The sequence below is a fragment of the Neopoerus faecalis genome, from assembly GCF_029218125.1.
GTDB lineage: Bacteria > Bacillota > Clostridia > Oscillospirales > Oscillospiraceae > Oscillibacter > Oscillibacter faecalis_A.
The window spans coordinates 1-15,790 of the sequence record NZ_JARFXX010000002.1 but is presented as its reverse complement, the minus strand read 5'-3'; the positions used below and the strand labels follow the sequence as shown (position 1 = coordinate 15,790).

Here is a 15,790-nt window from a genome sequence, read left to right as displayed (position 1 = left end):
CCTCCGAAAAGCAACGCTATGGTTGCTGCATTTTCTCTATATAAGTCTACCATAAGTGGTGTCCGTTATAGTGGACACTTAGGATTTCAATTTGTATGTTCTATTGCGGTTGCCGCCTTCGGTAATAATGATTTCTTCTTTCACCATTTTTGTAAGCACTGCTCTGGCACGAGGACTACTGATCTCCAACAGATCCGCAATCGTTTTACAATCCGCTTGAATCTCGCGGGTCAAGTATTCGATGACGGATTGTTTTTGCCTGCTGTAAATTGTGTGATTGCTTGCTTTTATCGCTTGCTTTTTACCGCTTGCTTTTTCAAAAACGAGCGATAAAATTGTCCGCTCCGGCTCGAGTTGCTCTGTAATCTCCGGAGTTGTCCAATTTTGCTCGCGCCAGACGCGGAAGATATTCGGAATGCCGCTACCAGCACGCTCACCGATATCGATCAGGTTGAACATTTTCAGCATCGTTCCGTTCCGCGGATCAGAAACACCGCCGCTCTTTGCGGCATCAATTTCGATGCGGAAGCTGCCTGGGTTGGACATCGTAATGCTATTACGCTTTTTGACGATGACCAGCCCCTGTCTGCCGTAATAATCGGCATTCACCAGACAGTTGGCCAGTGCTTCACGCAGAGCCTGATGCACAGGGGTATCATCCACTCTGGTGCCGCCATCCATTTTAAACGGTACTTTAATGTCCTGAATCAGCTTGTTATAGACGCGGAAATAGAAGTCGTACACATTGCCGCTCCAGTCTCCGGAGGAGGAGATGATGCGGTCAGTCCAGCGGGTATCAGCGTCATACTGTTCCTGATAGTCCAGAAAGTAAGCATTGAATTCCCGCACAATGTCGTATTCATTGCCGAACATGAGAAGTCCGGCAGAAGTGGGATGCTTCTTCCCATCAGAGCCGATGCCCACAGCGCCCAGCTTCAGAAGGAAATCTTCATCCTCCAGCGCCTCCCATACATGACCGGGGCGGGAGAGGCGCATCCTCTGGCGATAGCTGCGGACACTCTCCTGATTGAACACTGTCAAGTCCATCTCGTTCAGAACCAGCATATCCTGCGTCTTTACCGATGCATCACGCACCATAGCCTGATACTCCTCCTTGGTGCAGCGATAGTCGCCCTCACCGTTACGTCGGTAGGTGCAGAGCGGGTTGCCGTCCACATACACCGGTTTATAGGAGCGCTCGGCACGGGGGACATTGATGACCACGATATGGTTGCCGTCGACCTCTTGGACGAATACATCTTTGGATGACAACACATTTACGCTGGTCTTGTTGGGATTATTGGCGATGTCCCAGAACTCCTTGATGAGTCTGTCCGGATCGGGCAGATCCACCGTGTGCAGGGATTTGTCTGCCCATTCCTCCACTCCCAGTAGGATAATGCCACCGTGGGTATTGGCAAAGGCGGAATAGGTTTCCCAAACGCTCCTGGGCAGTCCGCCAAGGGCTTTCTTGGCCTCGATGCGGTTGTTCTCCCGATATTGCTCGATTTTGGAAAAGTCAATCATGCTGCTCCTCCTTCACCAATTCGATGATGTCGCAGAAGTCGCAATCCAGCACAGTGCAGATCTTCGTCAGAATCTCTGTGCTGACATGCTGGTTCTTGCCCAGCTTGGCAAGGGCGGTGGTGGACATGCCAGTGGCTAAGCGGAGATCCTTCTTTTTCATGTTTTTATCGATCAGGAGCTTCCACAGCTTGTTATAACAAATCGTCATTGTAACACCTCATCCCCAGAGTATACACTGATACAGGTTAATTTTAGCATGGAGACGCCATTTTGTCTATCAAAAATCCAGTTTTCAGATCTGTGTTTTCGATTTCAGAGAGAAGATTTCGAATCATCTGGTCACGATGAAAAAGCCACGGAAATGTTCCGCTTCGCTCCCGCGGCTATTTCATTGTTTATGCGGCTCAACTGTTGAGCCGCTGCCTATATTCTACTCCTCGTCGTCATCAGACCACGAGGAGATACCATTGGCTTTTTCAACTCCACATCGGCAAAAAGTGGTTGGTATCATAATATGATACCAACCACTTTTCGGTACAGCAGCTTTCGTAATCAAGCAGTATGCCCGCTCCCAGCAGATCCTGTTTCAGCCCATGCTCCCGATTTTGTTGCCATTCTCGTACATATCCGCAGCATACTCGCGGTGATTCGGCCCCTCGTATGGTACCCAGTCAAAGCCCGGAATATAGACCTCATCGCCGGGCTGCAGTTCTATGGTCGGCTGCGGTGCGGGAAGCTCAGTCTCCAACTGCGGTATTTCGGCCACAGATGTCGGCTCTGCCGGTGCAGGGACTGGGACGGCACCAAGTTCCTCGACCGGCTCCGGCTGTGGAGTCGCAGCCTTTTCTTTCTCTGTTGGCAAATCAGGTTCTGTTTCTAATTTGACCTCTGCGACAATCGGCTCTGGGGCGGTTACGGCAGGTATTTGGGGCGGTGCGAGTGTTTCCTCGACTACTTCGGTCTGCGGCCACACGGCGGCACAAAGGCCGAGGCAAGCGGTAAATGTTGCGGCGATGATGATAAGCTTTTTCATGTTAGCTCCTTTGGCGAAACAGTTATCAGAACTTCAGAAGATTATCCAGAATATTTGCCGCCTGCTGCAGCTCGTCCTGAGTGGCCTCGTTTGGCAAATCCTCATTTTGTGCCTTGTGGGGCAGATACGGTTCATAGTTCTGCCGGGTTATCGATGGCCGGTAATGTCCCAGCATCCGTGCCAGTTCTTTGGCTTCCATGCCGTTTCGCAGAGATAGGACGGCACAGGTGTGCCGGAGATCTGTGAATCGGATGTGGTCAAGCCCTGCTTCCTTGATGATCTCATTATGCATCCGGCGCACCATCTGCGGCGAGTATGGCCTTTGCGTAGCCGGATGCATGAACATCAGCGGACTGTTTGGATGCTTGATGTGTTCCATGATCAGGAGGTCGACCACCTCCGATGCCAAGGTTATTGTTCTCGTTTCTGAGCCATATTCAATCAGCTCCCGCCGTTCTACAGAGCGCTGCTCCGATATGGTCAGCGTCCTATCCTTTACCTTGAGGTCATTCCATTTCAGGGCGATGAGCTCACCCTGCCGTAGGCCGACCGTTAAGGCCAGCATGAACATGGGGAGATGCCCCAGCCGTTCTGCCGCATCCAGATAATCCTCCATCTCCAGCGGCGTCAGCACATCGGCATTGACCTTCTTTGGCTTGGAGTAGTGGAACGCTCTGGCGGGATTATCGCCAATCAGGCCATCCCGCATGGCTTGGTCCAGGCATTGCTGGAGCAGGCGGTGGATGTGCCGCATGGTTTCTCCTCCCAAGCCAGAGCTGCCGGGTCGATGATTGCCGAAGCGCCGCCGTTCCTCCAGAAATTCTCCGACTATCTCCGATGTCAATTCAGAGAGCGGTATATCTCCCAAGCTGGGGAGAATATGGTTCTTGAATACATAGTTGTGTGCCGCATAGGTAGTCGGCCTGCTCTGGGACTTATCGTAGGTTTCCTGCCAGTAGATGATGTATTCCCGAAGCGTCATATTCCCACCTCCATGCACTGCCGCTGCAGATTCCGAAAGGCTACCCACGGGAGCCTGGCCTGCTTGAGGATCTTCTTGTGCAGATAGTAGAACTCGTGGAGCTTGTACGGCGCTCCGGTCTTGGCATTGAGGAACACATAGGGCGAGCCGGTTTCCGGTATCTGCTCCAGAAGATGTGCTGCCTTTTCATTGAGTGTCAGCAGGTGCTGGCCTCTGAGGATGTACCTGTAGCGGACATGAAAATCGGTCCACGACAAGGTGATCAGTTCACATTGCCGCAGGCCACTTGATAGTCCTGTATAGATGAGGGGAAGTACGCCGAGCTGTTCTGCTGCGTTCAGGTAACGCTGGAGCTGCCCCAATCGCAGAGGGGCTGTTTTGTATTCCTCTGCCTTGGGCTCCCGGCAGAGCCGCACCGGGTTGTAGGGAATGAGTTGGTCCTGTGCCGCTTCGTCCATGCACCGCCGCAGAAGCAGGTGGACGCACCAGACGCTTCTGGCACTGAGCCCCCAGCTCTGCAGGCTGTCGTAGAAATCCGTGACCGTCTGCTCTGTTAGGTCAGAGAGCTCCATATTTCCGATGCTGGGGAGGATGTGGCTGTAAATCAGATTGCGGTACCCGCCCTCGGTGTTGCCGTTCCATTTGTGCCGATTGGCGGTGAACCACCGGCCGCACCATTGCCCAACCGTCAGCTTGTTTTCTTTCTGCATATCATCGCCTCCTTTTGGCAAACGAACAATATCACAGAAAGCAGGAAATAGCTACTGAAAGAACAGAATATTTGCAGAAGAAAACTATTCCGAACAATGCCGTTACTGTTCGGAATAATATAGTTGATTTTATTCAGAATAGTGGTTATAATGTTCCTAACGAACTGCAATGGAGGTATTCCAATATGACGATCAAAGAAGCGGCTGCCGCTTGGGGCATTACTGAACGGCGGGTCAATGCGCTTTGCAAAGCCGGACGCATTTCCGGCGCGTATAAGGAGGGCAGGCAGTGGTTTATCCCGGACAGCGCTCAAAAGCCGATGGATAAGCGTGGCCGCCGGAGTGCTGTGAAGCCCGCAGAGTCATCCGTGCGCAAACCTTTGCCTATTGGTGTGTCTGATTACCGGGATGCCTGCAAGAACTACTACTATGTGGACAAGACCCTGATGATCAAGGAATTTCTGGATGAGCGCCCCAAGGTATCCCTGTTCACCCGTCCCAGACGTTTTGGCAAGACGCTTAACATGGACATGCTCCGCACATTCTTTGAAAAGACGGCCGAGGACACTTCCGTTTACTTCAGAGATAAGAAAATCTGGTTCTGCGGAGAATCCTACCGTGTCCATCACAGAAAGTATCCTGTGATTTTTCTGACTTTTAAGGACGTGAAATATACTTCTTGGGAAGAAACCTATCAGACGCTCCAAAAGCTGATCGCGCAGGAATTCCGCCGTCACGATGAATTGGCCTCCAGTTCTGCGCTCAGTGATTACGAAAAAGAGGAATACTCCATTCTCGCAACAGAAGCTGCTGATGAAGTGGATTATCAAATGTCCCTGCGGACATTGACGCTGCTGCTTCATAAGCACCATGATGTTGCCCCCATCGTCATCATTGACGAATACGATACTCCCATCCAGCAGGGACATGTGAACGGTTTCTATGATACTGTCATTGGATTTATGCGCAATCTGTTTTCCGGCGGTCTGAAGGACAATCCGCATCTGAGCTATGGCTTCCTGACCGGCATCCTGCGTGTTGCAAAGGAGAGTATCTTCAGCGGCCTGAACAACCTGAAAATCAACTCCATCTTGGATGAACGTTATAGTGAGTATTTTGGTTTCACCTCGGACGAAGTGCGTGAGATGGCGGAATACTACAGCGCATCTGATAAGTATCAGGAGCTCTGCGATTGGTATGATGGGTACCGCTTCGGTAATACCGAGATTTTTAATCCCTGGTCTGTCATTGGATACTTCAACAACAACTGCCGTCCCAAAGCATTTTGGCAGTCCACCGGAAGCAACGACATCATCCGTGAGGTGCTGGCTTCTGCAACACCGGATATTATGGAGCGTCTGGAGCTGTTGATGAAGGGCGAGTCCTTTGTTACGCACATTGACACCGGTGTCATTTATCCGCAGATTCAGAATGATTCGTCCTCTGTTTACAGCTTCCTGCTGGTGGCAGGTTATTTGAAGGCTGTGAGCTGCGACCAGTCTTACGGCGAGGATTATATGTGCGAAGTGGCTCTGCCCAACAAAGAGATTTCTTTCGTCTACAGCAAGGAGATCCTCTCTCAGCTTGAGAATATTATTCCTCGATCCGTTGCTGTTGCTATTCAGGAAGCTATCTACAAGGCAGATATCGAATCACTGCAAAAAACTTTGGAGAAGTTTCTGCTCCAAACAATTAGTTTCCATGATGCTGCCGACGAAACATTTTACCATGGTCTGATATTGGGTATGTGCGCTGTGATGGACAACAGCTATCGCATTACCTCCAATCGCGAAGCTGGTGATGGACGATTTGATATTCAGCTGCTTCCTTTGAATAAGCGGCTGCCTGGCATTTTGATTGAATTAAAGGCCGGGAAAGGCCGCTCTGAAACACAGCTTGAAGACCTTGCCAATGTTGCCTTGCAACAGATCAACGACCGTGCGTACAGCGTTGATCTGCAGGCAATGAATGTTACGTCAATTATAAAAATCGGCATTGCATTCTCAGGCAAAAGAACACGTATTGCTGCCGAAAGGCAAAACATCGAATAACCATCTTCGTTCAGCAGGCTGGCTATCATCCAAGTCAGCCTGCTGTTTCTTTGTCATCGCGCTTATTTCTTTGTTTATGCGGCGCAATTTCTGAGCTGCTCTCTGCGGTAAAAAGCACCCGCTGCCGGGGACAATCCCGGTCGGAAGCACTTTTAATATACAGAATTTAATCCCACACAAATCCCAAAAGGCGAAAGCGGTGCCTGAAACGAACAGGGCAAAAGAGTTCCAAAGAGGAACCGCAGGAGTGCCGGAAAGTGTCAAAGAGTGTGACACAGTTCTGCCTGAAGGTTTAGACATAGGTTTGGGAGCAAGATGTCGGGAGTTCGAGTCTCCCATCTCGGACCAAAATCCCTCTGAAATTGTTGATTTCAGAGGGATTTTCTTATTTTTCTCTACCATAATTTGTTTGCAGAATAAATCTTTCAAATGTGAACTTTTCAAAAGTCTGCCCCTATATTGTACTTCTTTTCCAATCATGATATAGTAATTAGTAATCATACTGTCGGTTAGATTTGAGTCAAAATTCCCGTATTCTTTTGTAAGCTCATTTTATAGTTTATTCCTTCTTCAGTCGTTTCTTTCCATCTAAGTTTCAACAAGGAGTTTGGCTATGGATGCACACAAAGCAATTATCACAAATATTTTCAATAATTCCACGCTCGTTGAGGTTCCTTTCTTTCAGAGAGCCTATGTTTGGAAGGAAGACCTTTGGGGCCGCATGATTGAAGATATGGAGTTTATCGTTAAAACGAACAAACCCCATTTCTTTGGCTCGATCATTCTTAAAGAAGGTCGCAGGCCAAATCTTGGTGAAAATTTTACCGATTGCAGAACCATTGTTGATGGACAGCAACGCTTGACAACTTTTCTCCTCTTTATGAAAGTTCTATGCTTAAAGCTTGGTCAACCTACAACTTTTGATTGCCAGTTTAGAATCATGGGACAGTCAATCGCTCTACGTCACGGAAGGAATGATATCGAAGCTTTTGAATTGGTCATGAGTTCCACATCCGCATCTAAAATTGAAAATCCTGCACCTCAGTCCAGAATTATCGAGGCTTACAATTATTTTATCGACCACATCGATGAAAATAAGCTCAACATTATGACGGTCATGATGAACGCCCAATTTGTACGCATTGATTTGAATGCCGACGAGGACGAACAGCAGATTTTTAATACGATCAATTCTCTCGGTGTTAATTTGACGACCTCGGAGTTACTGAAAAACTATTTTTTCAGCAGAGATACCATCAGTGAATATGAAGCAAAATGGGCTGCTGTTTTTGAAAAAGATGATGATGCAAAATCTTATTGGGATACCGAGATTGAGACTGGCCGCATGAAGCGTGCTGTCATTGACATCTTTTTTGATTCTTTTTTTCAGCTTTTTATTCAGGACAAACAGTATAATATCAGCAATGACGATAAAATCATGTATGGCAGGGTTGATAGCCTGGCTCAATCCTATCAACACTTTATAGACCACTATTGTAATGGGGATAAAAGTATTATTCTCAACCAGATGAAAGATTACGCTGTCTGTTTCAGAAACACATTTAGACCCGAAACCTGTAGTACAAGCATTCCGAGCACATTTGGTATTGAACGGCTAAATATTGTAATCTTTGGTTTAAAGACATCCACGCTCATTCCTTATATGCTGTACATTGCAAAGAATGTATATGATGAGAATGAGCAAAAAGCCATGTATGGCATTTTGGAAAGCTATATCATGCGCAGAATGGTCGTCCATGCGCTCACCAAAAACTATAACAATCTATTTACATCGCTGATCCATAATGAAGTTTTAGATGTAGACACTTTAGCAGCCAAACTCAACAGTAGTAATGATGCAACAACATACATCCCTACTGACGAAGAATTGTTGGATGGATTCCAAAAATCGAAGCTGACCAATCTTCAAACCAGAGGTATCCTTTACCTCATTGAAAGCCATATCCGCCCCGCGAATAGCGCAACATTACTTCTTGGTTTTGATGGATATAGTCTGGAGCATCTCATGCCTAAAAAATGGAGAAATAACTGGCCCGCTTGCGCTACGGATGACCTTGCAAAGCAAAGAGACTCAAAATTGCTTACGCTCGGAAACCTTGCTATTATCCCCCAAGCACTAAACGCATCAATACGAGACAGCGATTGGGTTACAAAGAAATCAGGAAAGGGTGTAAATAAACCCGGACTCGAAGCATGTGCTAAGGGACTAATTACCTTGAATACTGTTCTGTTGGAATCTGAATGGTCAGAACAGTGCATAGATATCCGAGCTAACTGGTTGTTTAAAATTGCAAAAGAACTTTGGAAGATCTGCTAATAACAAAACACAATATCAAGTTGCCACTTCTCTCTTGATATTGTGCTTTGTCTGATAGTTCTGTTAAGTACTGACACCTATCCATTATCTATATTAATAATTGCGGTTTCTGATTCTTCTCTTTCCCCTCTCCCCAGCATTGCCGCTACCACCCCATAATGTTTCTTCACCGTATTCCGTGCCAGGCCGGTTCGTTTGGCGATGGTCGAGAACTCCGTGATCTCCGGGTGGAGGCGCATATAGTCCCACAGCTTGCGCTGCTTTTTGGTCAGCTTTTCCGGCGGGGCGATGCCCGCAAGCTGCTCCTTGAGATTTTTGCGTTCCTCGTTCATCTCCGTGATCAGCGCCTTCAGCTTTTCCTCGCACTCCTCGCGGGTGTGGGCGTAGACGTTGCGGGAATGTTGCGTCCCATCCGGCCATATGGGAGAATAGCGTCCCTCAAACAGGTGGTCATTGAGTTCGCTGACGCATCCGGTGCCTGGTTTCCTTTTCTTCCCCACATAGGGCTGGAAGTCCACGATGCCTTTCCGCTCCGGCTCCGTTTCTTCCCGTGGTTCTGCCTTGCCGATGCTCCGGTCGATGCTGGCGGCAGCAGCGCGCTGCATATCGCCGGTGATGTGGGTGTAGATGTCCAGCGTTGTCACCGCAGACACATGGCCCAGCATAGCGGAGAGGGTTTTCACATCCATGCCGTTTTCCAGCGCCAGCGTTGCGAAGGTGTGCCGCAGATCATGGAATCTGACACGCTTGCAGTCTGCCCGCTCCAGTATCGTCTGAAGCCGCCTTCGTGCCACGCCGGGCGTGATCGGTCGGTCCGCCTTCACCGGGGACGGAAACATCCAGCGGGAATCCACCTTTTTGCGGTACTCCCGCAGCACGGCCAGCACCGCAGGCGGCAGCACCAGTTTTCGAACGGACGCTTTTGTTTTCGGTGGGATGATCTGCAATTCGCCGTTTACCGTGTACGCCTGCTTGTTGACGGTCAGCACGCCGGTTTCAAAGTTCAGATCCTCCCATTGAAGTGCTATCAATTCACCCCGCCGCAGGCCGGTGCAGAGATCCAGCAGGAATAGCTCGTAGTACCCGTCCGCCTGCGCCTGAATGAGAAATTTCTGCAATTCCTCCCGATCCAGCACCTGCATTTCCTTTGCCTTTTTCGGCGGCAGCTTACAGCCGATGGCGGGGTTTGTACGGAGCAGGTCATCCCGCACGGCCCGTTCCAAGGCAGAGCGGCAGACCGCGTGGCACATCCGCACCATGCGGTCGGAAAGGCCCGCTCCATATTGCTCCGTCAGACGCTTGCGGCCGTTCTTTTTCAGCCGCCCGTAGAATTGCTGCAAGTCATTCTGTGACAATTTGTTCAGCGGAATCTTCCCGATCTCCGGCAGGACATGGTTGTAAATGACGTTTTCGTAGTTGTTCTGCGTGGAGGCGCGGAGCGTCGGCTTGCTGTGGGTTTCATACCAGTAGCATAGCCAGTCCCCGAACAGCATATCCGGTTTGACCTTTCGGTCATTCCGCCCCACCATGCTTTCAGTGAGCTGCCGCAGTTTCTCCTGACATTCCCGCTTTGTTTTGGCGAGAACATTCTTCGTCTTGGGAAGGCCGCTGTCATCATAGCCGATGACAACGCGGCCCTCCCACCGGCCGTCACTGCGCTGTCTTACGGTGCCGGTTCCGCTTTTCCGTTTCTTTGCCAAGGTCTCAGCCCCTTTCCGAGCAAATCTTCCATGAAGCCGCCAACGATGCCGCTGGCGGCTTTTTGCATATCCGGTGTGACATGGGTGTAGGTATCCAGCGTGAAGCTGGCGTTGGTATGCCCCAGAATCCCCGACAGGGTTTTGGCATCCACGCCGCTGGCGATAGCATGTGTGGCGAAGGTATGCCGCAGATCGTGGAAGCGGATGTCCGGCAGTCCTGCCTTGCGCAAAATCGCTTTCATGTGCGTGTAGGCGCAGTTCGGAGACAGCGGCAGCTCCGGTCGGACAGGGTCTGGGAAGATCCATTGCGTGATCGCATTCTCTTTTCGGCGGCGCAGAATTTCCGCCGTGCTGCGGGGCAGGACGATGGTGCGCTCACCGCTTCGGGTCTTGGTCTTGCCCAGCATATCGATCCCCAGCTTTCGGTTATGAAGGGTGCGGCGCACTTGAAGGACGCCGTTCCGCGCGTCAAAGTCCTGCCACATAAGTCCGCAGATCTCGCCCCGCCGCAGGCCCGTGGTCAGCTCCACGTAGAAGAAGTCACCCCAGACCGCATCCTCCCGCACGGCATCCAAGAAGGTATCCAGTTCCCTGTCGGTCAGGACACGCTTCGGCGCAAGGCTTGCCTTTGGCACCGTTGCGCCCACGGTGGGATTCTTGGCGATGATATGCGCATGGAGGGCGTCCTCCATCGCCTGATGGAAGATGGCGTGGAGGCGGTTGATGGTGGTGTCCGACAGGGCGGAACCAAACCTCGGATGCTCCCTGATCCGGCCGTTCTCTTTCAGCCTCCGATAGAGTTTCTGCACATCCTGCGATGTCACCAGCGACACCTGTTTGCCGCCGAGCTGCGGCTTGATGTAGTTTTCGATGCAGCTTCGATACCCCGCAAGGGTGCCGGGGCGGACGGTGTTCTCTTTATAGTCCGTCAGCCAACGGTCCAGCCACTCCCCCAGGGTCATGCGGCTGTCCTCGGTCAGTTCCACGTCCTGATAGCGTTCGATGTTTTGATGGAGCTTTTCCGTCAGCTCCTTTTGTGTATGCGCATAGGCGTGCTGGAAGATGGGCGTACCGTTTTTCTTGTGGCCCACCACGATACGGCCCTCCCAGCGGCCGTCCTCCCGCTTGCGCACCATGCCGTCGCCGGACGGTCTTCGTTTCGCCATTTAGTCCTCCTGTTCCGATGGATGGCAGATGTGTTCTTCTTCCTCCCGCTCGAAGGAGTAGAGCCCATCTGCCTCCAGCTCTTTCGCCATGCCCCACGCCAGCTTGAAGCCCACCGTGAAGCTCATCAGCTTGGATTCAACCAGCAATGTGTTTTGTGCGTCCAACAGCCGCAGCAGCTTTCTGCGCCCCGCAGCATCCATATCCCGCCGCAGTTCCTCCTGGGCACGTTCGATCTGGGTGTCCAATTCTGGATGAGACTGCCGGTCGAAACGCTTTTGCAGGGCTTTCATGTAGTCATACATTGCGGCACCTCCTTTTTGGCAACCACAACACATACCACAACCCGGCTCACAAAGCTACTGTTTTCCGAAATGTTTCTTTGACTATTGCGGCGCAAAAACTGAACATCTCGCCCCCTTCACATATGGAATTTCATTGAAAATCCTTGCTGCTGTTCCAACTCATGATCGTCCGGCTTGTGACCGAGGGCGACGCGCTTCTGCCGCAGCCGCGCCAGCCGCTTGCGGTCGATTTGGACACCGTTGGCAGCGGGAGCCGGGGCGTTGTCCCGAAAGATATTGCCCATGTGGTAGAGCAGCCGGGTGGCTGACAACAGGACGGCGGGCGGCTCCTGTTCGCCGCGCTCCATGCGTTTCATGAAAAATTCCGCGTAGGCGTGGCCGTTATCCCGCGCCGCCGCGAACCATTCGTAGGCGGCGTCCATGTCCTTCGGAACGCCCTCGCCCATGAGGGTCAGCTTGCCCAACAGATACTGTGCGTAGGCGTTGCCGTTATCCGCGGCCTGCCGCAAATATGACACTGCTGTTTCGGCATCTTTTATCGTATTTTTGCCGCTGAGATACTCCTTTCCCAGCCGGTAGGCGGCGAAATCGTTGCCGTTGTCCGCCGAGCGTTTCAGCCAGTAGATGCCCTTGGCGGGATCATGAACGTCAGCATCGTCGGAGAGATACAGCTTACCAAGGGCGTACTGCGCCGCATCCAAGCCTTGCTCGGCCGCGCGTTCCAACAGCTTTTGCGCTTTGGCTGTGTCGGGGATCAGCAGCCCACCGTCACGGTACGCCGTGCCGATGATGTACTGCGCGTAGGCGTCGCCTGTATCCGCAAGCTGCTCCAACTGCTCCGCCGCTTCATCCCGTTCCTCCAGAGGGTAACTCTCATCGTTGGCCACGCTTTGCAGATCCTGACACGCATAGCTCATGGCGTAGGCGCTGATCTGCTCACCGTTATCCTGCATTTCCTCGTCCTCAAAGGAAAACCTGTTCATACGAAGATGCTCCGCCTCACGGATGACCGCGTTCTTGATCTGGCGAAATTCCTTCTGATGAGACAGCAGTGGGCGCAGCCGTTTCTTCCCCTCCGAGTAGTAATCCTCCACCTGACATTGCAGCTCCCACCATGTCTGGTAGCACGCATCCACGGTAGGCAGCCGCGCCATTTGGTCGACGATCTCATCCACCAACTTTTTCATCGGCTTCGGCAGATAGCCGTAGGTTTTCTTGCCCGCTACGATGCTGAGTTGTTTGGAGAGTTTCCAGATCATCTGCTCCGCCTCTGGGTGGATGCAGGTCATCCCCCGCATGGTCTGCACCAGTTCCAGCATTGTCCGCCGCGCTTCCCGTACCAGCTCATCACGGGATTTGCTTTTCTGCTCATAGACGTGCAGCAGCTCCTGACGGAAAATTTGGTTGGTGAGCGTGGACTTGATTTGGCGGATACCGTCTTTGGAAAGGTACGCCTGATTCGGATTCACCGACAACGCCATCATGTGGACGTGAGGATGATTGCCCTCGTCATGGAAGGCGGCGTACCAGCGGAAATCCTCCGGCGGTATTTTCATCGCCGCGGCGATGTCATTGCGGTGGGTACGCAGTAATGTGCGCCATGCGTCCGCATGGTTGTAGCCCAGCCGCTCCGCATCCTCTCGGTGGAGGGAGATGATGTGCGTCCACACGTTGCCGGTGTAGTGATCCAATTCGTCCGCGACAGCGGCGAGGTCAACGGCATCGTCATCTCCGAAGAGACCGTGTTCCCCCAGCCGCTCCGCTCTGGGCCGCAGGGCGATGTACTTGGCGTAACCTTCCATGCCCTGTACCCGATCCCAATTCGATTCCAGCGCCAGTGTGATGAGCGCGGACGCCGTTGCCTTTGTCGGGCGTGAGAGGTAGTCCTCGTACTCCATCAGTTCTTGTGCGTCAGGAAAATCCTTCACCAGTTTTGCGATGAGCTGCTCCTGCTTGTTGGTGGGCGGACGGTCATCCGGGATGATCTCCACCCGCTCCCGCGTGGCGATGTACTTCAGATAACCTCCGGCACTTTTTTCACCGCCGCACTTGATGTACGGACTTTTGACGATCAGCCTTGCCATGCTTCGCTCTCCAGCTCACGGAGCTTTTGCTCTAACCGCAGCTGACCGTTGGTGCGCTTGACGGCGGCGATGCTCTTGGCCCGCTCCTGCCGCAGCACTTCCTCGCTCACGTTGAGGCTTTGTAGGAGAATGGACATCGCCATGTCCATCTCCACCGCCTGCTTGTAGAGCAGCGACGCGATGCGATCCTCGAAGATCTTCAGCCGCGCGTCGATGGCGGATTGCACCGCACGGGGCAGCGTGGTGCTTTCGCCTGCGGCCAGCATATCCGCGTAGCAGTTCACCGCTTTTTCGATGAACTCATTTTTGCTGCGGCAGTTATCTTCCTGATACCACCGCTCTATTTTTTGCTTGGTCTCCGGCTCTGGCCGGTAGGTCAAGCGATCCTTGTTATCGCTCATAAAATGCCTTCTTTCTTACTAAGACGCCGTCGAAAAGCCTGTATTCATCGGCCTTTCACGGACGGCAGACGCCAATCGTGCAAAAAATCTTCCGAATAGACGCCACAACCGCCTGCGTTGAAACCCCCGTCAACTGCCCGCACTGCGGGCAGAAGTGACTGGGCGGAGCGTCGGTTCCGACGCCAGTCCTTTATCCTGCTTTTCGTCGGCGCAAGCTCCATATCCCTCATTTCCGCCGAAAGCGGCGAAAACTCACTCATCCCGCTGCGTCTCCTCTTCCCACCGAACCCGCTTCGCTGGGCTTCGGCGGGAGCCCTGTTTTCTTTGACGACCATTGCTTGCAGGCATCTCCACCTCGCTTCCGACAAGAAACAGCACACGGTAAAAGTTCGGCTTCAACACCTCCGGCACAAACGGCTCACGTTCGTTTTCACAGGTGAAAGCGGGTACACACTTGCCTTCACCAACAGGATCGCACACACCGGCTCACACGGCGAAACACGGGGCGTTTTGGATGGGGGTGGTATCACTACCCTCGGAGCGTTTTGCGCGGTTCGGAAACCCTGCGCGGCCGGGACTTAAAACGGCAAACTTTGCCGCTTTTGGGCCTTGGTCGAGGGGAATCTCGAAGAACGCAGAAAGCCTGCGGAACAGCGATGCGTTCATGCGCGTCGCTGTTCCGAGGCGTCGCGGCCCCGCTGGGCTGCGTGATCCCATTGCTGTTTCTCTCATCGCATTGATGGGCTTCACGGTTTTGCTTGTCCATGATAACAGCACGCAGAGAACATATCTGCTGTTTCACACGCTGGTCTGCTCCATGCGTCTTGCCACTCGCTGCCGTTCCTTTGCTCTGTCCACAGCATCCATCTGCCGCCGATAAAATTCCCCGATGGAAAACTGGATCGGCAGAATAGTGTAGAGCAGACTTCCGTTTTGCTTGCGCCCGTCCCTCGTGATGATGCTGGTGCGCTCGGTTCGGATGAGTCCGCGTTCCTCCAACTCCTGCACATACTTCCGCACGGTGTTATTGCTCATACCCACCGCCTTGCCGATGGTGGCATAGCTGGGATGGCACTGATAGGTCCTGCGGTCTTCGATGCGGAGCAGGTAACCGTAGACAGCGATCGCGCCGTGAGACAGACCCAGCTGATAGATCTCATTGGGCAGAGGAAAATAGTTCTTGACCGGATCGCGCTTTGTCCAAGTTCTCATCTGGCACCTCCAGTCTGCCGCTCTACCCACTGTTGGAATTTATCCTTGGGCACCACGAACCGACTTCCGACGCGCACAGACGGAAATACTTCTTCGTGCATCAGCTCGTAGGCACTGGAGATGGACACGCCCAGCACCTTTGCCACCAGTTCCGCGTTGAGGAACAGCGGCAATTCATCGTAGCTGTGATAGGTCGATATTTTCAAAATCGTTACCTCCAATAGAATTCAGAGAAAAATTACTTGCGTTTCGGAGGTCCCTCTGTTAGACTGTTTGCAGATGG

General features: G+C 52.2%; 15 protein-coding genes. 2 read left to right on the top strand and 13 right to left on the bottom strand.

Going from position 1 to position 15,790, the window contains the following annotated elements; all coding sequences use genetic code 11:
* Window positions 1-78 precede the first annotated feature (78 nt).
* From PY311_RS02360 to PY311_RS02340, 5 genes are all read right to left on the bottom strand, one after another.
* Window positions 79-1,527, bottom strand: a complete 1,449-nt coding sequence (locus tag PY311_RS02360; RefSeq protein ID WP_286147084.1) for an RNA/DNA-binding domain-containing protein — start codon at window positions 1,525-1,527, stop codon at window positions 79-81.
* Window positions 1,520-1,735 carry a helix-turn-helix domain-containing protein gene (locus PY311_RS02355; protein WP_286147083.1) on the bottom strand — a complete coding sequence of 72 codons (216 nt, stop codon included), beginning with the start codon at window positions 1,733-1,735 and terminating at the stop codon, window positions 1,520-1,522. The genes PY311_RS02360 and PY311_RS02355 overlap by 8 nt, the downstream gene beginning before the upstream one ends.
* Before the next feature lie 378 nt (window positions 1,736-2,113).
* Window positions 2,114-2,560 (bottom strand): DUF6550 family protein, encoded by a 447-nt coding sequence (locus tag PY311_RS02350; protein WP_286147082.1) that lies wholly within the window; start codon window positions 2,558-2,560, stop codon window positions 2,114-2,116.
* A 25-nt stretch (window positions 2,561-2,585) separates the two neighbouring features.
* On the bottom strand, window positions 2,586-3,542 hold the full coding sequence (locus tag PY311_RS02345; RefSeq protein ID WP_286147081.1) for a tyrosine-type recombinase/integrase: 957 nt from the start codon (window positions 3,540-3,542) through the stop codon (window positions 2,586-2,588).
* Window positions 3,539-4,252, bottom strand: a complete 714-nt coding sequence (locus tag PY311_RS02340) for a tyrosine-type recombinase/integrase (RefSeq protein WP_286147080.1) — start codon at window positions 4,250-4,252, stop codon at window positions 3,539-3,541. The genes PY311_RS02345 and PY311_RS02340 overlap by 4 nt, the downstream gene beginning before the upstream one ends.
* A gap of 185 nt (window positions 4,253-4,437) precedes the next feature.
* On the opposite strand from PY311_RS02340, the gene PY311_RS02335 reads away from it, so the two are divergent.
* Entirely contained in the window at window positions 4,438-6,303 is a 1,866-nt protein-coding gene (locus PY311_RS02335; protein ID WP_286147079.1) for an AAA family ATPase, read from the top strand.
* Here PY311_RS02335 and PY311_RS02330 read toward each other — a convergent pair.
* The gene (locus PY311_RS02330) at window positions 6,256-6,747 is read right to left on the bottom strand and encodes a hypothetical protein (protein WP_286147078.1); all 492 of its coding nucleotides are present in this window, start codon (window positions 6,745-6,747) and stop codon (window positions 6,256-6,258) included. The two genes, PY311_RS02335 and PY311_RS02330, sit on opposite strands and share 48 nt — an antisense overlap.
* Before the next feature lie 169 nt (window positions 6,748-6,916).
* On the opposite strand from PY311_RS02330, the gene PY311_RS02325 reads away from it, so the two are divergent.
* The gene (locus PY311_RS02325; protein ID WP_286147077.1) at window positions 6,917-8,641 is read left to right on the top strand and encodes a DUF262 domain-containing protein; all 1,725 of its coding nucleotides are present in this window, start codon (window positions 6,917-6,919) and stop codon (window positions 8,639-8,641) included.
* Window positions 8,642-8,718: 77 nt separating this feature from the next.
* On the opposite strand, the gene PY311_RS02320 is transcribed toward PY311_RS02325, so the two are convergent.
* The 7 genes from PY311_RS02320 to PY311_RS02290 form a co-directional block, all read right to left on the bottom strand.
* Window positions 8,719-10,341 carry a tyrosine-type recombinase/integrase gene (locus PY311_RS02320; RefSeq protein WP_286147076.1) on the bottom strand — a complete coding sequence of 541 codons (1,623 nt, stop codon included), beginning with the start codon at window positions 10,339-10,341 and terminating at the stop codon, window positions 8,719-8,721.
* Window positions 10,305-11,507 (bottom strand): tyrosine-type recombinase/integrase, encoded by a 1,203-nt coding sequence (locus tag PY311_RS02315; protein ID WP_286147075.1) that lies wholly within the window; start codon window positions 11,505-11,507, stop codon window positions 10,305-10,307. The genes PY311_RS02320 and PY311_RS02315 overlap by 37 nt, the downstream gene beginning before the upstream one ends.
* Window positions 11,508-11,810: a hypothetical protein gene (locus PY311_RS02310; protein ID WP_286147074.1), complete on the bottom strand. Its 303-nt coding sequence runs from the start codon at window positions 11,808-11,810 to the stop codon at window positions 11,508-11,510.
* Window positions 11,811-11,926: 116 nt separating this feature from the next.
* Window positions 11,927-13,894 (bottom strand): MobP3 family relaxase, encoded by a 1,968-nt coding sequence (gene mobP3, locus PY311_RS02305; RefSeq protein WP_286147073.1) that lies wholly within the window; start codon window positions 13,892-13,894, stop codon window positions 11,927-11,929.
* The gene (locus PY311_RS02300; RefSeq protein ID WP_286147072.1) at window positions 13,882-14,295 is read right to left on the bottom strand and encodes a hypothetical protein; all 414 of its coding nucleotides are present in this window, start codon (window positions 14,293-14,295) and stop codon (window positions 13,882-13,884) included. The genes mobP3 and PY311_RS02300 overlap by 13 nt, the downstream gene beginning before the upstream one ends.
* A 798-nt stretch (window positions 14,296-15,093) precedes the next feature.
* Window positions 15,094-15,507: a helix-turn-helix domain-containing protein gene (locus tag PY311_RS02295; protein ID WP_286147071.1), complete on the bottom strand. Its 414-nt coding sequence runs from the start codon at window positions 15,505-15,507 to the stop codon at window positions 15,094-15,096.
* Window positions 15,504-15,713, bottom strand: coding sequence for a helix-turn-helix transcriptional regulator (locus PY311_RS02290; protein ID WP_286147070.1), 210 nt, complete (start codon window positions 15,711-15,713; stop codon window positions 15,504-15,506). Before PY311_RS02290 ends, PY311_RS02295 begins: the two co-directional genes overlap by 4 nt.
* Window positions 15,714-15,790: the final 77 nt, after the last annotated feature.